This is a genomic window from Bacteroides luhongzhouii (genome assembly GCF_009193295.2).
Taxonomy (GTDB): domain Bacteria; phylum Bacteroidota; class Bacteroidia; order Bacteroidales; family Bacteroidaceae; genus Bacteroides; species Bacteroides luhongzhouii.
The window spans coordinates 4266787-4291768 of sequence record NZ_CP059973.1 but is presented as its reverse complement, the minus strand read 5'-3'; the positions used below and the strand labels follow the sequence as shown (position 1 = coordinate 4291768).

33 protein-coding genes are annotated in these 24982 nt (G+C 39.5%); 24 read left to right on the top strand and 9 right to left on the bottom strand.

Translation table 11 applies throughout. The features are described 5' to 3' along the window. Nucleotides 1-45 precede the first annotated feature (45 nt). On the bottom strand, nucleotides 46-1308 hold the full coding sequence (locus tag GD631_RS16035) for a DEAD/DEAH box helicase (protein WP_143258567.1): 1263 nt from the start codon (nucleotides 1306-1308) through the stop codon (nucleotides 46-48). 46 nt (nucleotides 1309-1354) lie between these two features. Then, entirely contained in the window at nucleotides 1355-2584 is a 1230-nt protein-coding gene (gene serB / locus GD631_RS16030; protein ID WP_143258566.1) for a phosphoserine phosphatase SerB, read from the bottom strand. 266 nt (nucleotides 2585-2850) lie between these two features. On the opposite strand from serB, the gene GD631_RS16025 reads away from it, so the two are divergent. Further along, complete coding sequence (locus GD631_RS16025; RefSeq protein WP_143258565.1) at nucleotides 2851-3354, top strand: thioredoxin family protein; 504 nt, start codon at nucleotides 2851-2853, stop codon at nucleotides 3352-3354. 418 nt (nucleotides 3355-3772) lie between these two features. Continuing rightward, nucleotides 3773-4375: a sugar O-acetyltransferase gene (locus GD631_RS16020; RefSeq protein ID WP_143258564.1), complete on the top strand. Its 603-nt coding sequence runs from the start codon at nucleotides 3773-3775 to the stop codon at nucleotides 4373-4375. A gap of 82 nt (nucleotides 4376-4457) precedes the next feature. Here GD631_RS16020 and GD631_RS16015 read toward each other — a convergent pair whose 3' ends face one another. The 3 genes from GD631_RS16015 to lon are packed head-to-tail and all read right to left on the bottom strand — an operon-like array spanning nucleotide 4458 to nucleotide 9151. Further along, nucleotides 4458-5555: an LptF/LptG family permease gene (locus tag GD631_RS16015; RefSeq protein WP_049702750.1), complete on the bottom strand. Its 1098-nt coding sequence runs from the start codon at nucleotides 5553-5555 to the stop codon at nucleotides 4458-4460. Nucleotides 5556-5558: 3 nt separating this feature from the next. Continuing rightward, nucleotides 5559-6689, bottom strand: a complete 1131-nt coding sequence (gene tgt / locus GD631_RS16010) for a tRNA guanosine(34) transglycosylase Tgt (protein WP_143258563.1) — start codon at nucleotides 6687-6689, stop codon at nucleotides 5559-5561. Continuing rightward, on the bottom strand, nucleotides 6686-9151 hold the full coding sequence (gene lon, locus GD631_RS16005) for an endopeptidase La (RefSeq protein ID WP_143258562.1): 2466 nt from the start codon (nucleotides 9149-9151) through the stop codon (nucleotides 6686-6688). Before lon ends, tgt begins: the two co-directional genes overlap by 4 nt. Before the next feature lie 215 nt (nucleotides 9152-9366). Between lon and GD631_RS16000 the strand changes: the two genes are divergently transcribed. Beyond that, complete coding sequence (locus GD631_RS16000) at nucleotides 9367-10077, top strand: tRNA1(Val) (adenine(37)-N6)-methyltransferase (RefSeq protein WP_143258561.1); 711 nt, start codon at nucleotides 9367-9369, stop codon at nucleotides 10075-10077. Nucleotides 10078-10140: 63 nt separating this feature from the next. Here the strand turns inward: GD631_RS16000 and GD631_RS15995 are convergent, their stop codons facing one another. The 4 genes from GD631_RS15995 to GD631_RS15980 all read right to left on the bottom strand — a co-directional run bounded on the left by GD631_RS15995 (nucleotide 10141) and on the right by GD631_RS15980 (nucleotide 12064). After that, a complete protein-coding gene (locus GD631_RS15995) occupies nucleotides 10141-10509 on the bottom strand; it encodes a hypothetical protein (RefSeq protein WP_008022415.1) in 369 nt (122 codons plus the stop codon). A 260-nt stretch (nucleotides 10510-10769) separates the two neighbouring features. Further along, nucleotides 10770-11132: a membrane lipoprotein lipid attachment site-containing protein gene (locus GD631_RS15990; RefSeq protein ID WP_143258560.1), complete on the bottom strand. Its 363-nt coding sequence runs from the start codon at nucleotides 11130-11132 to the stop codon at nucleotides 10770-10772. A gap of 221 nt (nucleotides 11133-11353) precedes the next feature. Beyond that, entirely contained in the window at nucleotides 11354-11707 is a 354-nt protein-coding gene (locus tag GD631_RS15985; RefSeq protein ID WP_143258559.1) for a hypothetical protein, read from the bottom strand. A gap of 18 nt (nucleotides 11708-11725) precedes the next feature. Next, nucleotides 11726-12064 (bottom strand): helix-turn-helix transcriptional regulator, encoded by a 339-nt coding sequence (locus GD631_RS15980; protein ID WP_244983343.1) that lies wholly within the window; start codon nucleotides 12062-12064, stop codon nucleotides 11726-11728. 137 nt (nucleotides 12065-12201) lie between these two features. On the opposite strand from GD631_RS15980, the gene GD631_RS15975 reads away from it, so the two are divergent. The 21 genes from GD631_RS15975 to GD631_RS15875 all read left to right on the top strand — a co-directional run bounded on the left by GD631_RS15975 (nucleotide 12202) and on the right by GD631_RS15875 (nucleotide 24960). Further along, nucleotides 12202-12417: a hypothetical protein gene (locus GD631_RS15975; RefSeq protein WP_143258557.1), complete on the top strand. Its 216-nt coding sequence runs from the start codon at nucleotides 12202-12204 to the stop codon at nucleotides 12415-12417. Beyond that, entirely contained in the window at nucleotides 12414-12974 is a 561-nt protein-coding gene (locus tag GD631_RS15970; RefSeq protein WP_143258556.1) for a response regulator transcription factor, read from the top strand. Before GD631_RS15975 ends, GD631_RS15970 begins: the two co-directional genes overlap by 4 nt. A gap of 63 nt (nucleotides 12975-13037) precedes the next feature. Continuing rightward, entirely contained in the window at nucleotides 13038-13370 is a 333-nt protein-coding gene (locus GD631_RS15965; RefSeq protein WP_143258555.1) for a hypothetical protein, read from the top strand. A gap of 1 nt (nucleotide 13371) precedes the next feature. Next, nucleotides 13372-13734, top strand: coding sequence for a hypothetical protein (locus GD631_RS15960; RefSeq protein WP_143258554.1), 363 nt, complete (start codon nucleotides 13372-13374; stop codon nucleotides 13732-13734). Continuing rightward, a complete protein-coding gene (locus GD631_RS15955) occupies nucleotides 13706-13909 on the top strand; it encodes a hypothetical protein (RefSeq protein WP_118299342.1) in 204 nt (67 codons plus the stop codon). Before GD631_RS15960 ends, GD631_RS15955 begins: the two co-directional genes overlap by 29 nt. 14 nt (nucleotides 13910-13923) lie before the next feature. After that, a complete protein-coding gene (locus tag GD631_RS15950; protein WP_143258553.1) occupies nucleotides 13924-14166 on the top strand; it encodes a hypothetical protein in 243 nt (80 codons plus the stop codon). Nucleotides 14167-14185: 19 nt separating this feature from the next. Then, nucleotides 14186-14407, top strand: a complete 222-nt coding sequence (locus tag GD631_RS15945; protein WP_118299344.1) for a hypothetical protein — start codon at nucleotides 14186-14188, stop codon at nucleotides 14405-14407. A gap of 22 nt (nucleotides 14408-14429) precedes the next feature. Continuing rightward, nucleotides 14430-14930, top strand: coding sequence for a DNA N-6-adenine-methyltransferase (locus GD631_RS15940; RefSeq protein ID WP_143258552.1), 501 nt, complete (start codon nucleotides 14430-14432; stop codon nucleotides 14928-14930). 166 nt (nucleotides 14931-15096) lie between these two features. Next, entirely contained in the window at nucleotides 15097-15555 is a 459-nt protein-coding gene (locus GD631_RS15935) for a hypothetical protein (RefSeq protein WP_143258551.1), read from the top strand. After that, complete coding sequence (locus GD631_RS15930) at nucleotides 15539-16249, top strand: hypothetical protein (protein ID WP_117611139.1); 711 nt, start codon at nucleotides 15539-15541, stop codon at nucleotides 16247-16249. Before GD631_RS15935 ends, GD631_RS15930 begins: the two co-directional genes overlap by 17 nt. Next, nucleotides 16242-17480, top strand: a complete 1239-nt coding sequence (locus tag GD631_RS15925; protein ID WP_008647642.1) for a VapE domain-containing protein — start codon at nucleotides 16242-16244, stop codon at nucleotides 17478-17480. The genes GD631_RS15930 and GD631_RS15925 overlap by 8 nt, the downstream gene beginning before the upstream one ends. Before the next feature lie 313 nt (nucleotides 17481-17793). Further along, entirely contained in the window at nucleotides 17794-18288 is a 495-nt protein-coding gene (locus GD631_RS15920; protein ID WP_032854354.1) for a hypothetical protein, read from the top strand. A 104-nt stretch (nucleotides 18289-18392) separates the two neighbouring features. Continuing rightward, complete coding sequence (locus GD631_RS15915) at nucleotides 18393-18809, top strand: hypothetical protein (RefSeq protein WP_032846511.1); 417 nt, start codon at nucleotides 18393-18395, stop codon at nucleotides 18807-18809. 52 nt (nucleotides 18810-18861) lie between these two features. Beyond that, nucleotides 18862-19776 (top strand): S49 family peptidase, encoded by a 915-nt coding sequence (locus GD631_RS15910; protein ID WP_032846509.1) that lies wholly within the window; start codon nucleotides 18862-18864, stop codon nucleotides 19774-19776. 2 nt (nucleotides 19777-19778) lie between these two features. Then, the gene (locus GD631_RS15905) at nucleotides 19779-21251 is read left to right on the top strand and encodes a hypothetical protein (RefSeq protein ID WP_032846507.1); all 1473 of its coding nucleotides are present in this window, start codon (nucleotides 19779-19781) and stop codon (nucleotides 21249-21251) included. A 21-nt stretch (nucleotides 21252-21272) separates the two neighbouring features. Beyond that, nucleotides 21273-21863, top strand: a complete 591-nt coding sequence (locus tag GD631_RS15900; RefSeq protein ID WP_143258550.1) for a hypothetical protein — start codon at nucleotides 21273-21275, stop codon at nucleotides 21861-21863. Nucleotides 21864-21981: 118 nt separating this feature from the next. Then, the gene (locus tag GD631_RS15895; protein ID WP_032846503.1) at nucleotides 21982-22848 is read left to right on the top strand and encodes a hypothetical protein; all 867 of its coding nucleotides are present in this window, start codon (nucleotides 21982-21984) and stop codon (nucleotides 22846-22848) included. Beyond that, on the top strand, nucleotides 22845-23528 hold the full coding sequence (locus GD631_RS22215) for a hypothetical protein (protein ID WP_244983342.1): 684 nt from the start codon (nucleotides 22845-22847) through the stop codon (nucleotides 23526-23528). The genes GD631_RS15895 and GD631_RS22215 overlap by 4 nt, the downstream gene beginning before the upstream one ends. After that, entirely contained in the window at nucleotides 23525-24085 is a 561-nt protein-coding gene (locus tag GD631_RS15885; protein WP_143258549.1) for a phospholipase D-like domain-containing protein, read from the top strand. The genes GD631_RS22215 and GD631_RS15885 overlap by 4 nt, the downstream gene beginning before the upstream one ends. Then, on the top strand, nucleotides 24057-24419 hold the full coding sequence (locus GD631_RS15880; protein WP_117611144.1) for a hypothetical protein: 363 nt from the start codon (nucleotides 24057-24059) through the stop codon (nucleotides 24417-24419). Before GD631_RS15885 ends, GD631_RS15880 begins: the two co-directional genes overlap by 29 nt. Next, on the top strand, nucleotides 24412-24960 hold the full coding sequence (locus tag GD631_RS15875; RefSeq protein ID WP_244983341.1) for a hypothetical protein: 549 nt from the start codon (nucleotides 24412-24414) through the stop codon (nucleotides 24958-24960). Before GD631_RS15880 ends, GD631_RS15875 begins: the two co-directional genes overlap by 8 nt. Nucleotides 24961-24982: the final 22 nt, after the last annotated feature.

The window sequence follows — 24982 nt, the reverse complement described above, 5'->3', positions numbered from 1 at the left end:
CCCAATAAGAAATACAGATTCTATCCAAACAAAGAATTACAGATTTTATTTTTCTCTGGGCGCAGGGTAGCTGCTTTTCCTCCCTCCGTTGTTTCTTTTTCCCCGGAAATCTTTTCTTTTAGAGAAATTCCCGTTCCTGTTTTTGTTGAACGAACGCGGTTTGTATTCCGGAGCCTCTCCCAATCCTTCAGGGATAGGAATCTTATAAATCTCTTTCTCCAGGAAATTCTCAATACTTTTGAAGTTACTCTGTTCCTTTTCGTTGATAAACGTAAGTGCCACTCCGTCATTGTTGGCACGTGCCGTACGTCCGATGCGGTGCACATAGTCCTCGCTGTCGTGAGGTACGTCGAAGTTGATAACCAGGCGAATATCATCGATGTCGATACCACGTGCAACGATGTCCGTAGCTACCAATATATTGATTCGTCCCGCTTTAAACTCGTGCATAACCGTTTCCCGTTGCGCCTGTTCCAAGTCCGAATGCATTTCACCTACGTTCAGCTTCATTGATTTCAACGCCTTGGCAACTTCTTTAACCTTGATTTTGGAAGAAGCAAAGACAATCACACGTTCCGGAACCTCATCCATAAAAAGGCTGCGTATGATGCCCAATTTTTGATTCTCATAGCAGACGTATGCCGCCTGAATAATCTTTTCCGCAGGTTTGGAAACAGCGAGCTTTATTTCCGACGGATTGTTTAAGATTGTATTTGCCAATTGCTGTATCTTTGCCGGCATTGTTGCTGAAAACATGATAGTCTGTCGCTCCTTCGGCAGATATTTGGCTATTTGCATGATATCTTCGTAAAATCCCATGTCAAGCATCCGGTCTGCTTCATCCAGAATAAAATAAGAAACCTTGGAAAGATCTACATATCCAAGGCTTAAATGGGCGATCAGACGTCCAGGGGTAGCAATGACAACATCAGCTCCCAATGTGAGTCCCTTTTTCTGTTGTTCGAACAATATTCCGTCATTTCCACCATATACGGCAACGCTCGATACCGGCATGAAATAGGAAAACCCTTCCATTTGCTGGTCAATCTGTTGAGCCAGTTCCCGGGTAGGAGACATGATGACACAATTAATCGCATCCTCCGGATGTTTACCTTCAGATAATTTGTTCAATACAGGAAGCAGGAACGCTGCCGTTTTACCTGTCCCCGTCTGTGCTACTGCGATCAAATCTTTACCCTCAAGTATGATTGGAATTGCTTGTTCTTGTATAGGCGTACATTCGTCAAATCGCATGGCATCAAGCGCCTCAAGCACATTTGCATTTAATTGTAGTTCGGAAAACTTCATTCTTTTATTTAATTTGTCAGCAAAGATAATCTATTTTTTTGTCTAATTACATATTCAAGTAAGAATCTTTGAATCCGAGGAAGTAGAGCACTCCATCCAGTCCGATAGTGTTGATTGATTGTTTGGCATTGGCCACCACTTTGGGCTTGGCGTGGAAGGCGATCCCCAGTCCGGCAACCCCCAACATGGGGAGGTCGTTGGCTCCGTCTCCTACGGCGATGGTCTGTGCAATATCCACCTTTTCCACTTGTGCAATGAGGCGGAGCAATTCGGCTTTCCGTTTTCCGTCTACTACATCCCCGAGGTAACGTCCGGTCAGTTTGCCGTCGATGATTTCCAGTTCGTTGGCATAGACATAATCTATACCGTATTTCTTTTGCAGGTACTGCCCGAAATAAGTGAATCCTCCCGATAGGATGGCAATCTTGTAACCGTACTTCTTCAATACATACATTAGTCGCTCTACGCCCTCTGTGATAGGCAAGCTCTCGGCTATTTCCTGCATTACCGATTCGTCCAACCCCTTCAATAGGGCTACACGACGGGTAAAGCTCTCTGTAAAGTCTATTTCTCCACGCATGGCGCTTTCCGTGATGGCTTTCACTTCGTCGCCTACACCGGCACGGATGGCCAATTCGTCAATTACCTCTGTCTCGATCAAGGTAGAGTCCATATCAAAACAAATCAGGCGGCGCATACGGCGGTACATATTATCCTGTTGGAAAGAAAAGTCCATTTCCAGTTCGCTGGCCAGCTTCATCAACTTCTCCTGCATGGCAATGCGGTCTTTCGGAGTACCTCTTACTGAAAATTCGATGCAAGCCCGGGTGCGTGTATCAGCCTGACATTCGTCCAACGGGATACGACCTGTCAGACGCTTGATAGCATCGATATTCATGCCCTGTTCGGCTAATATGCTTGTAGCGGCAGAAATCTGGCGGGCGGAGAGTTTGCGTCCCAATACCGTCAGGATATAGCGGTTTTTCCCTTGCATGCTTACCCAGTTGTCATATTGTTCGGTAGTGATAGGTTCAAACCGGATGGTCACTCCCAGTGAAGAAGCTTTGAACAGGAGTTCCTTCATGATGAATCCGGAGTGTCTTTCTTCACTCTTGAACAGAATCCCCAACGATAATGTATTATGAATATCTGCCTGGCCGATATCAAGAACCGTAGCATCATATTTGGCAAGGATTTCAGTCACAGAAGCAGTCAGTCCCGGGCGATCTTCGCCGGTAACTCGAATCAGAATCAATTCAGTATTTGATGGTTGCATAAAAAATAGACTTTAACTCTGCAAAAGTAGAGAAAAAAGTTCGTTTTTATGCTAAATAACATAAAAAGTTATAGCCGAAAAGTGATATTTTTGCTTATTTGCTTGGAAGTTAATTTAATATTTACTTACCTTTGCACCCGGTTTCAAAAACAAAGGCTCTGATAATCAGCGGATTCCTCTTCGCCTGATGCCTGAAAAGACAACGTTTCGGGAAGAAACCACTGTTTAAGGACAGTCCCGGATAGTATTAACTAAAACCGAATTACATGAAGCATGTAAAATGGATTTTTGTTGTATTACTGATTTGTTCCTTGACCGCTTTCGTAGAGAAAGACAAACCTACCGGAGGTTTGAGTGAGGGCGACGTAGCCCCTGATTTTAAAATCGAATCTACGTCAAATGAGCAACCCGCCTTTAAATTGAGAAATTTGAAAGGTAAATATGTGTTGCTAAGTTTTTGGGCAAGTTATGACGCGCAGTCCCGGATGCAAAACGTAAGTTTAAGCAATGCGCTTCGTTCTTCTCATAATGTGGAAATGGTTTCTGTTTCATTTGACGAATATCAGTCAATATTTAAGGAAACCGTTCGTAAGGATCAAATAGTTACGCCCACTTGTTTCGTGGAAACAGAAGGCGAGGATTCCGGATTATTTAAGAAGTACCGTTTAAATCGGGGATTCACTAACTATTTATTAGATGGAAATGGTGTAATTATAGCCAAAAACATCTCTGCTGCAGATCTTTCTGCTTATGTAAAAGAAATCGGTTAACGATTTTAAGAATGTAAGGAGAAAGAGGGATTTTCCGGATCACCGTCAGGTGAAAACAATGGAGAATAGACAAAAGAGGAAATGGATACAACAAAAAAGTTCCGCCTACACTTGCATTAGCAGGAATAGGCGGAACTTCTCTTTTATACTCTTTGCTTATCCGGTGTATTCAAAACACTAAGATCTTGTATCTTAAAATACTATTTCTTAAATGAAAGAGCCGTGAGCAAGGAATTAAAAAAACTACAGAGATAATTTGCCAAACAAGATATTTCATTAACTTTGCATTCTGTAAATATAGTGATAAAGGTTTTATATATGTTTATAATTAGACACTATAAATATGCTACTTTTATTGTTACTCTCCAAATAATCAAATAATTATAATTCGTCGAACTGGCGTTATATACGAAAAGGTATGAAATCTAATGACTCCACCCTCTCTGCATGGGAAAAGATGCAACTTGACATGATTTACGATGACTTCGATGAAGATTTGTTCAAACGCCGTGTAGAGGCAAAAAACATCTTCAAGAAGTTCAATCAAACAACCGATGAACAACCCGAAGAGCGTAAGCAACTGTTGAAAGAGCTATTTGGTAGCATTGGAGAAAATGTGTATATTGAGCCAAACTTTATTTGCGAGTTTGGTAAGAACATTTACATCGGCGATGACGTTTACATCAACTTCGGTGCTGTGTTACTTGATTGCTCACGTATCACCATCGGCAACCATGTTCTCATAGGTCCTAATGTAGGTATGTACAGTGCCAACCACAGCCTTGATCCCGAGGAGCGTGCTCTGGGAGCACTCATAGGCGGTCGCATCACCATTGGTGACAAGGCGTGGATAGCCGGCAATGTAAAAATCATGGCAGGTGTAACTATAGGCGAAGGAGCCGTCATCGGTTGTGGAAGCATCGTCACACATGATATTCCTCCCCGTACCCTTGCTGCAGGCAATCCCTGTCGTATCATCAAGCAAATAACCGAAGCGGACAAGGTTGGATTCGTGAAATAACGTTCATAAGAAGAAACTGAATGCACTAGATGATAAAGTAAAGGCACGAATCCGTGAAGACTGAGGAAGGATTGCCTACCTTTTATTTAGGTGCCTTCTGGTACAAGAAGAACGCGATGCCCGCATACAGGATATTAGGAATCCAGACAGCAATGGCAGGAGGCACATTGCCGTTCACGGCAAAGGTGGAAGTAATCGTCTGGAACAGGATATAAGAGAAACTTAACCCTAGTCCGATACCCAGATGGAGCCCCATACCGCCTTTTGTTTTCCGGGATGAAAGCGATACACCGATAATGGTAAGGATGAAAGAGGCGAACGACATGGCAATTCGTTTGTGATATTCAATCTCAAACTCCTTGATATTGGCAAATCCTCTTCGCTTCTGTTTCGCGATATAGTCACTCAACTGGGGACTGGTCAACATTTCCTGCTGATTTTTCATGATAAGAAAGTCAGAAGGCTCCATGTTGATGATAGAGTCGATCCGGTCACCCTTGGTGATTTTCTCTTTCAAACCGTCCAGCTCGCGTATCATATAATCGTGAATCGTCCATTTATGAACGGTGGTGGTATCGTAAGTGATGCGCCGTGCGGTCAGATGCGAAACCATCTTCTTGTCGACGAATTTATCCAATGAAAAACGGTTACCGGTTTTCATGGCGTTGTTATAGTTGTCGATATAGGCAATAACCCCGCTATCTACCTCTAGCTGTACATTGCTTACCGAGTTTTGTTTCTTGGGTTTGATATACCGGTCTTCAAAGTTCAGACGCGTCACGCTTCCTTTAGGAATCACGTACGAACTTAGCGTGAAGGTGGTCAGTGCAATGATAGCGGCCGAAATCATATAAGGACGCATCATCCTCTTAAAGCTCATACCGGTGGAGAACATAGCGATGATTTCAGAGTTCTCTGCCAGCTTGGAGGTAAAGAAAATAACAGCAATGAATACGAACAGCGGACTGAACAGATTGGAGAAATAGGGGATAAAGTTCATGTAGTATTCAAAGATGATCTTATCCCAGGGAGCTTCATGCTCCATCAATTTATCCATCTTTTCGTTGAAGTCGAATACCACTGCAATAGAAATGATCAATGCAATAGCAAATACGTATGTCCCCAAGAACTTCTTGATGATATACCAGTCCAGCCGTTTTATAAATCGATTGCTTTTCATTTCTTATAATCTAGTTGATACTCTTTTGACCATCATCGGTTTCCAGGTCGAGAAATCTCCGGCGATAATATGCTTTCTTGCTTCTCCTGCCAGCCACAGATAGAATGCCAGGTTGTGTATCGAGGCAATTTGCATGGCCAGTAGCTCTTGCGCATGGAAAAGATGGCGCAAATAAGCCTTGCTGTACAACGTATCTACGCTTGAAGCACCGTCGGCTTCGATGGGAGAGAAGTCGGTTTCCCATTTCTTGTTTCGCATATTGATAATGCCATCCTTGGTGAACAACATGCCATTTCGTCCGTTTCGTGTAGGCATAACGCAGTCGAACATATCCACGCCACGCTCTATTCCTTCAAGAATATTGACAGGAGTTCCGACGCCCATCAGGTAGCGGGGTTTGTCTTTGGGAAGTATTTCATTGACAATCTCGATCATTTCATACATCTTGTCTACCGGTTCGCCTACTGCCAAACCGCCAATAGCGTTTCCGTCGGCGCCTTTGGACGCGATAAACTCTGCTGATTGCTTGCGCAGGTCGGGATAGACACAACCTTGCACGATAGGGAAGAGAGCCTGGTTGTAACCATATTTAGGTTCCGTCTCGTTAAAACGTTGTATACAACGGTCGAGCCATCTGTGTGTCAAACCTAATGACTTTTTGGCATACTCATAATTCGAGTCACCGGGAGGACATTCGTCAAAAGCCATCATAATGTCCGCGCCGATGGTGCGTTCTATGTCCATCACCTTTTCCGGAGTGAAGACGTGCTTGCTTCCGTCGATATGCGAACGAAATTCGGCTCCTTCTTCACGCAGTTTTCTGATTCCGGCTAAAGAGAATACTTGGAAACCACCGCTGTCAGTCAGCATCGGGCGGTCGAAACCATTAAAACGGTGCAGTCCGCCTGCTTTCTCGATTACGTCCAGCCCCGGACGCAAATAGAGGTGATAGGTATTGCCCAGAATAATCTGTGCCTGAATATCCTCTTTCAATTCGGTCAGATGTACTCCCTTAACCGTGCCCAGTGTGCCCACCGGCATAAAAATTGGTGTTTGTATCTGCCCGTGGTCTGTGGTAATCAGACCTGCACGGGCATTACTTTTAGTATCTGTATATTGTAACTCAAATGTCATTCCTGGCTGGGTTTCTTAACAGATAAATCAATAGCATCCGCCACTTTCTCATTGGTCAGCGCGATGGCAAATACTTCTTTTATATCGTTCACATAGTGGAAAGTCAGTCCTTTCAGATAAATCTCCTGAATCTCATCTATGTTTTTTTTGTTCTCGGCACTCATGATGATTTCCTTGATTCCGGCGCGCTTGGCTGCCAATATCTTCTCTTTGATGCCACCCACGGGAAGCACTTTGCCACGAAGGGTAATTTCGCCTGTCATGGCAATGTTGGCTTTCACTTTTCTTTGAGTTAGGGCAGAAGCTAGGGAGGTAGCCATCGTGATACCTGCCGACGGGCCGTCTTTCGGAATTGCGCCTTCCGGAACGTGGATATGGATATTCCAGTTGTCGAAGATATCCTCGTCCAGATTCAGGATAGAAGCGTGTGCCTTGATATATTCAAGTGCCAGCATGGCAGACTCTTTCATCACATCTCCCAGGTTACCGGTCAGTGTGAGACGTCCGCCCTTGCCACGGCTCAAGCTCGTTTCTACAAATAAGATTTCGCCTCCGACGGCTGTCCATGCCAATCCGGTGACTACGCCTGCGTAATCATTTCCCTGATACTTGTCACGTGTATATTCCGGTGCTCCCAGGAAGTCATACAAATCCGACGGTTTGATTTCTGTTTTGGTGAAATGACCGTCCGTGGCATATTGACGGGCTGATTTACGAAGGATTTTACCAATTTTCTTTTCCAGTTCACGAACGCCGCTCTCACGGGTATATGACTCGATGATAGCTTCCAGCGTATCTTTGGGAAGCTTGATATCTGTCTTTTTAAGTCCGTTGGCTTCCAGCTCTTTGGGAACCAGATGCTTGCGGGCTATCTCTACTTTCTCTTCCGTGATATATCCGCTAACCTCAATTAATTCCATACGGTCGAGCAATGGGCCGGGGATTGTATTCAGGTTGTTGGCTGTTGCGATAAACAATACCTTTGAGAGGTCGTAATCTACATCCAGAAAGTTATCGTGGAAAGAAGTATTCTGTTCCGGGTCAAGCACTTCCAGCAATGCGGAAGAGGGATCTCCCTGACGGTCGGCACTGACCTTGTCTATTTCATCCAAGATGAAGACAGGGTTGGATGCACCGGCTTTAATCAAGCTTTTGATGATTCGTCCGGGCATGGCACCGATATAAGTTTTCCGATGGCCGCGGATTTCAGCTTCATCATGCACGCCGCCCAAGGACATACGTACATATTTCCGTTTGAGCGCAGACGCAATGGATTTTCCGAGAGATGTTTTACCTACTCCCGGAGGGCCATATAAGCAAATAATCGGTGATTTCATATCACCTTTCAGCTTTAATACAGCCAAATGTTCCAAAATGCGTTCTTTCACTTTCTCCAGTCCGTAATGGTCTTTGTTCAACGTCTTTTCTGCGTTTTTAAGGTTCAGATTATCAGTTGTATACGTACCCCATGGAAGATTGAGCATGGTTTGCAGATAATTAAGCTGTACGCTGTAATCTGGAGATTGCGGATGGGTGCGTTCCAGTTTAGCCAGTTCTTTCATGAATGTTTCCCTGACTTCTGCGTTCCAACGCATTTTTTCTGCCTTTTGGCGCATTTCTTCCATTTCCTGCTCCTGGCCGCCGCCACCCAGTTCATCCTGGATAGTCTTGATTTGCTGTTGCAGGAAATATTCGCGTTGCTGCTGGTCGATATCTTCGCGGGCACGCATTTGGATGGATGCCTTGATTTCTGCCAACTGCACTTCGCGGTTCAGGATTTCCAGTAAATGGTATGTGCGTTCACGCAATGAGTGGATGCTCAACAAGTCCATCTTCTCGTCTTTCTTGAACGGCAGGTTCGAGCAGATGAAATTGATCAGGAACGTCGGACTATTGATATTCTTAATAGCAAATGACGAATCCTGATGCATCACGTCTGACGATTTGATATATCTCATAGTCAAGTCCTTGCAGGTTTCTACCAAGGCTTGAAACTCTTTATCGTCTTTGCTTGGAATGTCTTCTTCCAGAAGCTCTATTTCACCTTTCAGGTACGGATGGGTTTCGATAATGCTTATCAGGTTCAGACGTTTCATTCCCTGAAGGATGACAGTTGTTGTCTGATCGGGCATTTCCAATATCCTCACAATTCGTCCTACGGTACCGATATTGTGTAAATCGTCCAGTTTCGGATCTTCTGTATGTGCCGATCTCTGGCATACTACGGCAATATCTTTATGTTTCTTGTCAGCGTCGCGTATGAGTTTCAGAGAAGACTTACGGCCCACTGTGATTGGTAGGAATACTCCAGGAAACAATACCATGTTGCGTAGGGGGAGTACCGGAAGAATTTCACCAGATTTCACATTTACATCAAATGCCTGTTCATCGTTCCCATCATAGTCAGTGATTAGCGAGAAGCCGTTTTCGCTTCCATCTTCCAATAAATATCTTTCTTTCATCTTTTCGTTTTAATTTAGTTTATGTCATACTGATATGCATAAATCGTTTGCAAAGTTAATTGATTCTCTCTAATAATAAAGCACTGCGCAGAATAAAAACACAAAAACAATGCCAAAATATCGGTTTGTAGAGGGAGTATTCCATAATTATTATTTATTTTTGGCGATTTGCAATAAAATAGTAGAATAAAACAGCTTTAAGACAAACGGATAAAATGTCGAATCCTTATTTTCAATTTAAGCAATTTACAGTGTGGCACGATCAATGTGCTATGAAAGTCGGTACGGATGGGGTGCTTTTGGGAGCTTGGGCTTCAGTTGAGGGTGCGCGCCGGATATTGGATATTGGTACGGGGACGGGGTTGGTGGCTTTAATGTTGGCTCAACGCAGTTTGCCGGACGCAAAGATTGTGGCATTGGAGATAGACGAGGCGGCTGCCGGACAGGCCAGGGAAAATGTGGTTCGTTCTCCTTGGCGGGAGCGGGTAGAGGTGGTGCAGGCTGACTTTAAGAAATACCGGTCTTCGGATAAATTTGACGTGATTGTTTCAAATCCTCCTTATTTTGTCGATTCTCTGGAGTGTCCGGATCGGCAGAGGGCTACGGCCCGTCACAATGATTCATTGACTTATGGCGATTTGTTGGAAGGAGTTAGTGAGTTGTTAGCGGACGACGGACTTTTTACGGTGGTCATTCCGTCAGATGTGGCCGATCGGGTAAAGGAGATTGCGTTTGCGAAGAAGTTGTATGCGGTTCGTCAACTTCATGTGATTACTAAACCCGGCGGTGTCTCAAAACGTACGCTGATTACCTTTTCTTTTTCCGTTCAGGAGTGTGTGGTAGAAGAATTGTTGACGGAATTGGCACGTCATCAGTATAGCGAGGAATATATAGCGTTGACGCGGGAGTATTATTTGAATATGTGATATGGATATATGTAAAAAATAAGGCTGATACTCGTTATGTCAGCCTTATTTTTTCTCTGTTGTTTAAAGTAGATACATCTTCGGTTCTTCGTATTTATTAAAGTCAGGAGCTGGCTTATCTATTTTCTTGAAGATACGGGTATATTTTTCTTTTATTTTTATATAATTATCGATCCAATCTTCATAAGATTCAGATGATTTAGAAAGCAAAGCTACTTCCTGTAGAAAAGCTTCATTTGCCAATCTTTCTGTTTCTTCCAAGTTGCCTTTTATATAAGAAACACAAGCATCGGAAAGAAAGTCTTTATTATCTATTTTCTTCCAAATACGTTTGACGTTATTAGTCATTCCCCAAACTTTAAAGAAAAGGATGATTTGCAGTATTCCAAATGCAATGATCACTATGCCTGTGAATTGTATTAATCCTTCCATGATTTATTGTTTTGTTTTTGGTAAGCGATCATAAAGCAAATGAAAATCAAAGTCCATGCTATGAAGATGATAATGGATTGGATGTAATATGTCGGATACAAATAATCGGGGCGATTCATTATGATCATTTGGACAAACGAATAAAGGTGGCATAATAGAATTAGTCCTGATCCTATGCTGCCCAATAAAAAAGCTGTTTTCATAAATATTATTTTTTGTGTTATACTATTAATTCTAAGCATTTTTAAGTTTGGAAGTAGTTAGTATTCTAATTTTTCGTAAGTACCAGATTCCTCACCATTTTCAATTTTGAGTTTATTATTTGATATTTTACAGTCCAAATAATATGGTGACTTACCTTTTGGGAATACATCATAGATGTAAATCTTACTATCTTCGACTTTGTATTTGAACGTTTGGAAAGAAATGGGATCTGCATTGCTATAAATTCCAAAAGAGCCTTTGTCATCGTTTCCGAAATTTAAAAACTTATGCGAGCCTTTAATGCCTGTCGACCAATTACCCACGATATTGTTTTCGTTAAGCTCGATCCAGTTATCATCATCTTTGCTACAGCTAGTTAAGATCAGAATAGCAAAAAGTGTAAATAAAATGTTTTTCATAATAATAATTTATAAGTTGTTTTGTTTTAGCTTGTTTAGTTGTTTCTTCGATGGCTTTTGGAGTTTTTGAATAAAAAGAAAACGCTGATAGCCAAGTTTGCAACTTAATTATCAGCGTTTTCTTTTTCGTCGGGGTAGCGGGAAAGTCACTCCATACGCTCTATATCCTTCTTATACCGATAATTTTAGTCTATAATTGTCAATTGGTTGATAATTGTCTATTATTGTATATTTTCTGCTTCTGTGTGCATAGACTCAATTTTTGAAATAATAGGCTCGAACCCTTTTCTTATTTCTTCTATTATATTTTGGGGAGTATCATTCTTTACTATTTTTATTGTATTTTTTTGTAAAATTAGCTCATTCCCTTCTAATTGGACTTTGATTGTGCCAGGTGAAGTAATGCCCATTTTTAATATGTAATAAATCTCATTCTCACGAGTAATACAATAGCTATCATATTCTTTTTGAGAGTTATTTGTATATTCCACATTATAACCAATATTTCTAATCTCATTAGAAATATCAAGAAAAGTTTTTGTTAGGAGGTTGTTTAATGCTTGCATTTCTTTCATATTTTATTATTATGTATGTTATTTACTTAATATCTCAAGATTATTATCTCCAAAAACGAGACGTAGTACTTGATCTTTTTTATCTTTTCCCAATTTTATTTGCAATACGGCTTCAATAGGCTCCTCGCAATTCTTGTTACTAATAACATATTTTTGTGGATATGTGAATAAATCAATAACTCTTACTTCAAGGCAATTTGCGATAATCTCAAGTTCACTAACCTTTAATTCACGTTTCCCATTTTCAATATTGCTAATGACAGAAATGTCAACGTTTAATGCATCCGCCAAATTCTTTTGCGGAATACCCTTTTCGGCCCTTAATTGCTTAATATTCTCTATTACATTCATATTCATAAAGTTAAACTAAAATCCTAACTGGTAATTTGAGATATTCGCAATTAAAATTGCGAATATCTCATTGTTTATTTGCGGTAATCGCAAATAAGTGGTAGATTTGCGCTATAAAAATGAGAATAAAAATTATAATAATAATGAGAAAAGGAGAAAAACAACCAAAAATGGTATTTAAAAGCCATTATGATCTCTTATCGAGAGAGAAGAAAATAGAGTTACGAGATGAATTTCTTCGTCAGAGTGGTGTGTCTCTACCATCTTTCTACAATAAAATGTCAGGAAATTCATTTAGACCTCTTGAAGTAAGTTTACTCAAGCGTCTTTTAAACGAATCTATTAACGATAAGGCATGAAACAATTTACTAATATTGAATTTTATAACACTCCCGAGGGGGATGTTATGTTGAAAGAGGAAGGGAAAGCCGCCCGTCTTTTTGAGGAAACTGATAATGAAATAGTGGCTTGGCTACTTACAATTATTCGCGATAGATATCCTGATGCTCATGCGGCCTTAATGGAGTTATATTCAAAAAGCAGTAGAAACAAATCATTTTATGAATATAAGGTAGCACATCGGTTTGTTCGTTGTAATTTCGGAGAATACGATCAAAATAAATATGATATTGATTATTTAGGTAGACTTCAATTCGAAGAGGTGAAATGTCCGTTAAGAGGGGAATGTATTTTTGAGGGAGTTATTTGTAAACCTAAGCTCTCTACTAAATTATCCGAAAGAGAGATGGAAGTTTTTCGATTAATAGTTGACCATCTGACAGCAGAAGATATAGCTTCTGAACTATCTATTTCTATTCTGACTGTTAATCGGCATCGTGAAAATATTAAAGCTAAAATCGGAGCCAGGAACGTGGGAGAGATGATCTCCTACTGGCATGCTAACAACTTACAATAAAAGCATTTCCGGGTTCGATTCCCGGATTCGAACGACGATTTACTAACTAATAAACTTATTATTATGGACGCAAAAAACAAGCCGTTTGTGACACTTCAGAATCAGAATGATGAAGATGTATTTTGGATTCCGAAACCAACCTTTAATGATGTATTAAATTGTGTAGCCGCTTTTGATGTAATGAGGTATCTTACATTTGTTGATGCGCTAAACAATCTATCTTATGTGGAAGTGAAAAATGTTTCATCAATAGATGAGTGCATGAGTACAGTGGCTATCAAATTAATTGAGGAGAATAGCTTAACTAGGATTATTGAGGATATTCCACGGCTCTTATTTCAATATGTTGAGCAAGCTATGCCAACAGAGACTATTTATCAGGGGAAAGGGGAATAATATGGAAGTTATTAGGTTCTCGGATGGTTGGAATGGAAAGTTAAAGTGTAAATGCTTCACTACTTTTCGCCTCGCCACTTCCAAATATCAAATCAATAGGACATATCGAATTGAATTGAAAGGGCAATATATTGGAACAGCTACAATTAAAGGTATGCGCATCATGAAACTTAATCGAGTGAATGAATTTATAAGTTTTCTTGATACAGGATATGAACCTGGGGCATTTGTCAATATGGTGAAGCGAATGTATATGAATAAAGTTCCTGATGTTCTGCAGGCTGATTTCTACTATATCTTATTAAAATGGGAAGGAGAACAAAAAATAGATTTTGATGGAAAAGAAAAAACGGAGAAAGCTTAACAATCTTCGGTATCGCCTAAGGAAAGATGGATACCAAATTAATGATGAAGTAAAGATTGTCATTCTGCCAGAGGATGGTAAACGAAGTATTAGGCGGGAAGGTGGAATTAAAAGTTTTGGTTATGACTTACAAAACAATTTATTTGAGATAGGAGATAAAACGATAACGGAATAGAAAGGAACTACAGTATGATGTTTATATTATCAGAGGACGAATATAATTCCTTAATAAAAAAGGAAGTCCATGAAAAGGTCGTTGAGAGTTTGCAAGAAGTAATAGCTCAGGATGATGATATTATTTCCAAACTAAAAGAAGAAATTCTCCATAATCGTCCCTGTTATCAAAAAGGGGACAATGTTTATTGCGATGGTTGTCCTCTAGGGTTTGAGAATCTTGGAATATGTAGAGACAGAAAAAATTATTCAAAATAACAAAATAGAAAGGAACATTATGAAAATAATCAAACTAACGAAGAAAGAAGAGGAGTGGATTAAGGAGCTGAAGAAGTTAATCCGAAAGAAACCTAAGAATCTAACTCTCTTTGCTGATGGAAATTTAAACATCTTGAAACTTGATAAGGATGATAATGATGGAGTGGGCGAAAATGGAAGAATGAAAAGTGATAGAATAGTAGAAACTATTCTTAACTCCTGTGATGGAGGTGCATTTTAATTAGAGTAAAACAAAGAAAGAAATGAATGTCAATTTTCAAACAGCGGAAAAGGGTGGCAAATCTGCTACAACCGAATGGTATACCCCGGAATATATAATCGAATCTTTAGGTGGAAAATTTGATTTAGATCCATGTGCGCCTAAAACTGATTGGCATACTGCTAACAGATGTTTCACAAAAGATATTGATGGATTGTCGAAAGATTGGGAAGGGCGGGTATTCCTTAACCCTCCTTACACCAATCCTATTATTAAGTATTTTGTTCATCGATTGGCCGATCATGATAATGGGATTGCTCTTCTTTATGCTCGATGTGATAATAAGATGTTCTTTGAAGACGTCTTCAATCGAGCAGCCTCTATCAAATTTCTTTGCGATCGTATTTACTTTCTTCGTCTAGATGGTACAAGGGGGGATCGTCCAGGATGCGGTTCCGTCTTGATTGCTTACGGTAAAGAATGTGATAAACTTCTTCAAAACTGTAATTTACCTGGTAAGTACATCTCATTATCAAATTATTAATTAGAGTAAAACAAATTAAAAAGGCCCCTCTAGGAGCTACTGATGAATAACTAATTTAATATGCCAGCTTTAAGGAGAGCTGTTGGGTACCAGCCCCATCTGGGTTTGTTCATTGGACCGGGTGAAATTCCCGGTCTTTTTTAGAATAACTTAAATAGCTGAAGATATGCAGAAAGTTTGGAATATATTATGGAAACAGTTCGAATGTGCCACTAATGAGTTTAATACTTATATTGATGGCGGTATTCCTGTTATCGCACAACAAAAAATAGTGAAGTTTATTAAAGAATGGGATAGGCTGAAAGAACAGGCTATGAAGTTTGATGAACTAATGCAGAATCCGATAGAACCTGTTGATATCAAATTACCTTTTGAAGAAGAGGAGTTCCAGCAGACTTGGCAATATTGGAAGGAATACCGTTTGGAGACGTTTGGTAAGACATATAAAAGCAGGGAAGAACAGAAAGTTTTGGATTATCTTGATGATATAAGTGAAGGAAGTCCGGATACGGCAATTAGATATTTGAACTTCGCTATGGCTGGTAGTTATCCAAAGTTTTTTAAAGTGACTGATAACAGTTATACTAACCCACCTAAAGAGATCACTCATGACAGCGACTTTTAATGACTTCATAAATACCTGTAAACAAAGGCAGCAGGAACTTGACCAAGAACTATGGGCTTTTCATTATTCCCATATTTCCGATATCGAGTTTTGGAAGCTATTGAAAGCCAAAGCAGAAGCCATCATGATGCAAAGAGGTATTAAATCAGCGTTCATTGTGGATCAATACAATAAGGACACTATTCGTCAGTTATATTATTATCTGACTGGAGATGTGAGGAATTGTAGATGGAATGTGCATAAAGGAATATATTTGATGGGAAAAGTTGGATGTGGTAAGTCTTTATTGATGTATTCTTATTTATCAGTACAGGATTATCTCACTCGCAAGATAACCGAAACTATTCATGCGAAACAACTGATAGAATTACTTCAATCGGAAGGTGGAATCACTGGATTAAGAGAAAGGCCGTTGTTTATTGATGAATTGGGACGTGAAAATTTAGAGATGAAGGACTATGGTAATGTAGTCAAGCCCGTTATAGACTTGTTTGCTATCAGGTATGAATATGGCGGTAGGACTTATGCTACTTCTAACTTTACACTTGACACACTTGAAGCTGCAAGAGATGTAAAGGGCAAGATTACTGCGCAAAGATATGGTAATTTCATCCGGACGAGAATGGACGAAATGTTTAACGTGGTGGAGCTTCCAGGAGAAAACCGCCGATTGAGATGGGGAAATAATGGCTAAGAGAGAATTGGCAAAAACTTCTTCGGCTGCCAAAGCTGCTGGAAAAGTACAAGCGGTAAAGGAGTGGTTGGATATGAACTATGAAATTAAGATTAATATATTCGACCACTCAAAATCGTATATTGAGAGTAAGGAACGTGAATACACTACATCAATCACAGAAAATGATATCTATATGCATATGATTGATGATGGTTTGGCCTGTAGCAAGTCGTTATTAAAGGCTATATTGACTTCTCCTAATCAGATGACAGCATATAATCCGGTTACAGAGTATTTTGATGGTTTACAAAACAAATGGAACGGTGTCAGCCAAATAGATTTGTATTGCAGCTTTCTCCGGGCACACGACTTTAAAGATAAAGATGATACGGAATTTTATCAAAACCGGATGAAATACCTAATAAAAAAGTGGTTGGTAGCTGTAGTTGCACAAGTATATGGTAAGAGGCAGAATGATGTAGCAATTGGATTTGTTAATGCTCAAGGCGGAATAGGCAAGACGACACTGATTGAATTTTTGGTACCACGATGTTTGGAAGAGTATTACGTTGTTTCGGATAAAGACGAACGTATATTCAGAATGACAGAGTGTTTTGTTTCCCGCTTTATTATCAACTTTGATGAGTTTGTTGGAATAACAAAGTCAACAGAGAACAGTTTTAAAAATAATATGAGCCGGCTCATGGTGGATATCAAGTTGCCAGGAGAAAGTTTCACCACAAAGATGCAACGTATTGCTTCCTGTGCTTTCACAAGTAATAAGACACAGGAGATGGGAGGGTTTCTGTTTAATTCAGATTCCGGTCTTCTCCGTAGAATAGCCGCTATTGAGATTGACGAGATCGGGGATTACAGAGAAGCCGTGGACGTGGATCAGCTTTGGGCGGAAGCTATGACCTTGTATAATGGAACTTTTGATTATACCTTTAATCGAAAAGATTATGATGATTTCCAAGAATATAACGCAAAGTATGTGATTGAATCCACCGCATATAAATTGGTGAAGGAATGGTACCGGAAGCCGGAAGAAGATGAAGAGTCTTTGTTCCGCATGCCGATGGACATCGTTCGGGAACTGAAAGCTGCACGAAAGATAACTAGCTCAATGACCCGCATTGACGATATTACTATCGGGCAGGCATTGCGCCAGTTAGGCTATGAACGTATAGGTAAGAAATTGCCGGGAATGGGTACACGTTATGGATATAAGGTAGTACAACTCTATTAATCAGATATTTGTATATATGTATATTAGATCATAAGGTCTAATATATAAAAAACTATTTAAGAGAAAAATAATTGAAAATGTGGTTACAACCTTACAACCTTTATAATATATGTGTTTTAATATGTTGATAATCAGATATGAAAAGGTTGTAAGTGCATAGTTTGTTATTCACTTACAACCTACTTACAACCACTTACAACCATATAAGTGGTTACAACCGGTAGACTAGATGTAATGTGCTTATATACAATGCTTTGATTGTTAGTTGTAGGTTGTAAGCTAGTATGGGAAATTATTTAAAAAAACAAGTAATATGGAAAAACCAAGTGTAACAATAGAACTAGCACCCTATTTACATGATTACTTATATCATGAGTTTGGGTGTAGAAAAGAAGGTGGGGTAATGGTAGCAACCACTAATGATCTCGGAAAAATGATTCAAGCAATGGTGACAATAAAAGACCGCCCGCCACGTCTTCCTTTGAAAGAGAATCCAATTACATTATATTTGCCAACACAGGAATGGAATCATTTCATTTTAAATGAAAACTTTCTGTATATTCCTGAATGGAAACAAAGGATGTTGCAGGATTACATTGAAGCATCTTTCCGTCTTCGTATTCGCGAATATTTTGTTGCGGGATATGAGAAGGGATTCAAGCAGGATAAGATTATAAAAGCGTTTTTGATGGCATATAACATTAAAAATAACGCAATAAACTATGATGCGATAAAGAAGTATGACTATCGAAATCGGAAAAAGATGATAAAAGAGGTAAATAAGGAAATACAACTGTCTCTTTTCTAAGTGATTGTGTTTTTTTTACGATTAATCTATAAGTAAAAAGATATTTTTTATCTTTTTTATACTTATACTTTTAAGCAATTTATTCATTATTAGATATATAAGCTATGAGTTTAGATGATAAAAGAGCACAAATTAGCGCAATGTTCTATCTTTCAATAGACGATGCGGATATTGATGATTGTTTGGGCGTTAGTTCCATCTCCGTTTCCGGCAATTGGATCGATTTTAATATATCCAAATGTGAGCTAAAAGAAACTAGGTCTGCTCCGGGAGAATTGGTACAACAAGAATTGAGCGCTACTTGTACAGATTCAAGTGAGGCGAATGAATCATTTATTAGGGAACAATGTGGTGGATATGGGCTACTTCGTATTGATTACTCTAATGGTGAGAGGAAAGTGGTTGGAACAGATAAAAACCCGGTACAGCTCTCTATTGAGAGAAGCGGTTCCCCAGCAGCCATCACTCTATCAATAAAACGTTCTAGTGCCGAGTTCTCAAAGTTCCTAAAGTCCTTTTAATAGGCGGTAAGTCATTGTAATTTTGTATCAAACAAATAAAGTATAAAAATACATGGCATTTTCTTCTTTATATAGTGCTGTTTTGAGAGGTAAATGGTTTATCTCACTTCGGGATGTGGAAGCCAACCAAATCCTGATTAATCTTCTTTTAGAAAGAGGGGTTGAGAGTGAAGATATAACCAAACTATCAGATAAGTCTCCCATAGTTGTATGTGCGATGTCCGAAACAGAAATGAAATCCGGACACGATTTTTCAGATGCACCACAAGATAGTGTGGCAGTCATAGGGCTTCAAGGTTCTATGTTGAAATACGGTTCATACTGTAGTTATGGAACTACTGAAGTAGCAGAGATGGTAAATCAGGCTGCAGATTCCCCGAAAATTTCTGGTATTTTGCTTGACATAGATTCCGGTGGCGGTAGCGTTGATGCTATCGCCCCACTCATTGATGCAATCCAATATGCACAGAAGAAAAAGAAGTGTGTGGTTGCATATTGTGATTTGTGCGCATCTGCTGCCTACTATGTAGCTTGTTATTGCGATGAAATTATTGCTTCTAACACAATCTCTTCGGAATTTGGCTCTATTGGTGTAATGATGAGTTTTCCGGATTATGCCAAATATTATGAGAAAGATGGAATAAAGGTTCATACAATCTATAGTAATTTATCATCTTATAAAAATGCGCCGTTTGAAGCGGCGAAGGAGGGAAAATATGATGCAATCAAAACAGAAGAACTTGATCCGCTCGCAAGAGGATTCCAAGAAGCAGTTAAAAGTAGAAGAGGTAGTAAACTTAACCTCGAAACGGAAGGGATCATTGCCGGGCGCATGTTCTATGCGAACGACGCCAAAAAAAATGGCTTGATTGATTCGGTTGGTACTAGAGAGTTTGCATTGAGAAGAGTGAGAGAATTGCGCAGAGATGCGTATGTAAACGAATATATTAATTCAAAAAGTGCATAATTATGTTTGAAAAAGTAGTTGCTGCCGTATTTGGATATTTGGGAATCTCAGCTTTAGCTAAAGACAAGGACGGAAAATCCTCAATGAGTAAAGAGCAGGAGACTAAACTGGAAGATAAATATGGAAAAAAATTCGTCGAGGAGTTCAAAAAGGATCTTGCCGATTTCGAAAAGGAGGGGAAAACTGCAGAGAGTGTGGTAACAGAAGAACTTCTGTCTGAAATGGAGGTTGAGAAAGGGAAAAATGCGAAAGAGTTGAAAGAGGCTCGTGAACGTATTGCCAAACTGGAAAAAGAGAAAGAGGAAGCCGATGCCATAATCGCTAAGTTGGAAAAGGAAGAAACTGCTGATGCAGGAAAGGTTGTAACAGGAACAAATGCGGATAATATGGGAAAGACTTTTAAACCGGACATGAATCTGTCGCATAATAAATATGTTGATGCTATTTATTATGGAAGACCCGGTGCTTCTTATTCAGGCAATACAACTATTGAAACTACCGAACTGCAAAAAGAATTTGGTAAGTATGTAAATAGTGAACGTCTTGAAATCCTGCAAAGTTTGATGGGAAAGACCGAATCTACGCAGTATATGTCCACCATCGCTACCGATAAAGTGGAGGTTCGTGCACAACAGGCAGCAATTGATTCGGTATTACAGCAGTTTACTCCCCATTGGACGCCCAAAGGAAAAACTAAATTTACTCCGCTTACCATTAAGAATTTCAAATGTAAAATTAACGTTGCTATCGTTCCATCTGATGTGATGGAGGATATCATCGGATATCTTTATGATGAGAACTTGAAGCCGGAAGATATGCCGGTTGTAAAGTATATCTTAAATCAACTTGTGTTCCCTAAGTTGGACGAAGAGCGTGAGGTTGCTTTGGCTACAGGTAAGTTTGTAGAGTCTAAAGCTGTGAAAGACGGTGATGATGCAACAGAAGCCAATGAAGTTATGGATGGGTATGTCACTCAACTTGTAGCATTGAAAGAAGCGAATAATAAAGCTATTACCTGGTTGCTCAATGGCGAGAAGCTGTCGGATGAACAGCTGGTAGATCAGATCGACAAGGCGGTTGAAGAGGTTAAACCGTTATACAAAAAGAAACAGATGTTTATTCATGCCGATCCGGACATTGTAACGCGCTATGGAAAAGCATATCGCAAGAAATATCCTTGGTTGAAGAATGAAGATGGAGAAAAAGTGAAAGTCGATTTCTCTAAATTCACATTTGCTCCACTTGAAGGTATGCGTGGTACCGGAGTTTTCTTTATTACTCCAAAAGAGAACTTCAAACATTTGCGTAGTAAGGACCCACAAGCTACAAAAATTTGGATGCAAGGAGAAAACTATAAGGTGAAGATTTTTGCTGAATGGTGGGAAGCAACTGGATTTTGGATTGCTGAAGCTATTTTCGCATATATTCCACCCACAGAGTCAGGAGCGTCTGTCTCCGAAGCTGGTGGGCTTTAAAAAATAAAAGGAGGTAAAATTATGGCAGAATCAGTATATCAGTTTGTATCGGTTCCTAAGAAGACATCGAATGCAGGACGCCCGAAAGGTAAAAAGGCGTATATTGTCTATTTCCGCTGGAATGATGTAAAGACATACAACCGTGATGAAAAAGGAGTATGTGTTAAGGAATTCGCTTTGGCAGATGGGAAAAAGCCGATTGCAGTCTATGCAACCGACTCTACTATTAACATTTATCACACAAGCGAAGGAGAAGACGATGCGCGTGGCTTCATTCATCATGTAGATTATGAGCATCCGGGAACAGAGGTTGAACACGATGAATTTGTAAACAACAATATCAATGAAGATTTAGGAGCTATTGTTTTTGGCTGCTCAGGTGATGATGCAAAGATAGCAGGTACTCCCTGTACTCCATTGAAACTCACAAAAGCAGATTCACAGGATAACAAAGAAGGTGATAAAAATACGATCAACTTGGCAAGTTCACTGCGTGGGGCTACAATTGGACATATTGCCAAGAGCCTTATTCCGGCTACAGACAGTGAGGAAATCAATGCTATTTTAGGATTGGCTGGTAGTGCGTCAGGCTCATCTAAAGGAGGTCTATAAATAAGTTTGTTTGTTGTGTTGAGAAGAGGTGCATATCCATATTGGATATAGCACCTCTTTTTGTGTCCTTTTGCCTGTATTGGGATAATGGTACTTTTGTGTATCAAAAAATAAGAATATGAGAACTAAAAAGGAAGAAGGAAAAAAAGTGGAAGCTGATTCAGTAAATAATCAGGCTTCTAGTGTGGAACAAGATCAGGCTCCAAGCGGGGGACTGGCATCTCAAGAGAATTTAGCCATACTGGATCATACAACGGTGGTAATTCCTTATGTTAAGAACAAAGCACAAGGGAATGAGTTGAAAATGGCATTGCGCTCTTTTGATAAATTCCTGCGTTTTGGTGTTAATGTTGTCATCATTGGCGACCGGGAGGAATGGATGAGTGATGTTGTTACAGTCATAGAACATGAATGTGTGTCAGATAATCCTCAGATTGATGTACTTGAAAAATTAAAATTGGCTATTGCTGCCGATGAAGTTACTGATAAATTTATTTGGTCCAATGATGATATCTACCTTGTAGCTCCGGTAATGCTGGCTCATATTGAGGTACCTAAAAATAAAGGAATCTTGCGTCCAGAACTATATAAAGGCATTTATAGGGATAATATGGAGCGTACAGTTGCATTGCTGGCAGATTTTCCCAAATTAGATTTTGGAACACATACTCCTGTTGTTTACGAAAAACAGAGTCTTGTAGATATGTTTGAAAGGTTCCCGGAATTGAATACAGGTGGTTATTTGATCTCATCTGTTTATTTTAATACTCTCTTTCCAGAGTTCGATCCTATTTCTTCTATCGAATTGAACTGGCAAAGCGATAACATTGCATTGTCTATCGTATCCAAGCAACCGGATCACAAGAAATTTCAGGAACTGGTATCAAAGAAAATATTCCTGAATAACGCAGAAAGTGGATATTCTGACTTTCTAATGAAATATTTACTTGAAATGTTCCCGGATAAATCCGAATTTGAAGAGTGAAAGAGATTGTAATCGCTTGGCTGAAGAATGGAGCAAATGCTCAAGAAGGAATACGCTTGATGGAACAGTCGGGCGTATCTCCATTAACGTTGCGTCTGGTTCGTTCCAACCCTTCCGGCAATAAGAGAATGATGGTTGCATTTCTTTGCAAGAAATACAATATTAATCAGGATTTTACGACAAACTGGAAAGAAACAGAGATAACATTCAGCCGTAAACCCAAGTCTTTTCGGGAAGAATTTTCGTTTTTAAACGAGAAATCATGTCCGGTGGAGTTGGAGGCACTTGCTTCCCGAAAATTTTCACGATATCATGCATACGTTGAATTACATTCTCAACTCCGCGATTGCACTGATCTGAATCAATGTACTTCTGTTAGCAGACAATTAATAGACAGTTATATTGAAAACCGGATGATATGGGATGAACTGAATTATTATCAGCAGAATAAGTCTTTATTAGGGAAGCATCCGATTTTTAATGAGTTTAAAAGGAGAAAAGAACTATTGGGACTACCGATAAAAGAACTTGTAAAACGCCAAAAACAGATAGAAAACAATATTTGGCGGGTAACTAGCGAATTGAATAAAGGAGATAAGCCGCATTTGGATATCGAACGACGGGAAAGACTGGCAGGTTACAAAGCTGAATTGGAAGAGGTGAACCGATTACTTGAATGAGTTATTATTTTGATTTAAACGAGCTACGTGAAGAACTGCGTGAGTCACGAATGTATTCGAAGCGGTTTGAAATGCTTCAAACATATAAATTGAATAATCTCAAAGAGTTATGCGGCCGACTTCCAAAAGAAAATGAAGTCTTTTTCATAGAAACACGGAAAAGTTTTACGGCATTTACTTTTATAGTTTACTTACTCAAGCATACTGGATATTTGGAACACCTGTATATAGCAACTTATTCAACCAATGAACGCATAATTAATGCATTGCTCCGATGGAAGGAGAAAGGGGCCATTGGGAGTATTCATTTGCATATTTCCGAGACAATAAAGTTTCGTATGCCTAAGATTTTTGAAAGGTTGATGGCACTCCATCAAGATGGGGTTATTGAATTGTCTTTTGCGTGGAGCCATAAGAAGATAACTTGTTTGGATACGCCTAAAGGCTTTTTTGTTGTAGAAGGGAGTGGAAACTATGGCGAGAATGCGATGGAAGAACAATATGTATTTTTAAAAAGTAAGGAAGTCTATGAGTTTCGTTGCGGACGAATTGGTTAAGTGGAGAGAAAATCCGGTATGGTATGACAGGATTAACTTTGATGAATATGAAAAGCTGGCAGCTATAGGATATACTCCTAAGCAATTAGCCATGTTTTACAATATTCCTTTGAATGATTTTGAGTGGTACTTCAATTTGGTAGGTTCTCCACTGAAATACCATTATGAACGTGGACAGTTGATACAACAGGCAAAGGAAGGATTATCAATGACGGCCAGTGCTGAAGTTGGTGATAATGTAACTCAGGCACAGCGGCTTGATAAACTGCGTCGTGAAGTCGGTTTTAAGAATGCGATTAACCAAGTTTTTTTCGGAGATATAGAGAATGTTTGAAACTTCTTATTTTGACAGGTTACAGGATTACTTGGCATCCGGTTGTACAATGGAACTAACGGATGATGAGATGGATTATTATAATGCGCTGTACGCCCTGATTGGCATACAGCGGAAATATGGTAAGGATAATGCAATATCTTTCCTTATGCATGATCCTTTTCAGGTAAAAAGAGCTAGGGCCAGGGAAATGTATAATGAGGCTATAAACCTGTTTTTTGCGAATGATTCGGTAGAAAATAACGCTCACCGAAATATGATGTATGATAATCTGCAGAAAGCGGCACAGGTTGTATTAATAAATGCACATTCTTCTAAGGACATGGAAGTGTATGGAAACTTGATGATACAGGCAGCTAAGATCAAACAATTGGATAAACCTGATCCGCAGAAACGGAAGGAAGTCAACGAAAAGCATATAAAAATTTATATGCTTGATACGCAGGCTGTAGGAATTCCACAGGTTAACAGGCAATTGCTTGCTGAACAGATTGATTCTATTCCTGATATTCCGGAGCGGGAGGGATGCGCAAGTGATTGATGTGGATATAATTGAAATGCTC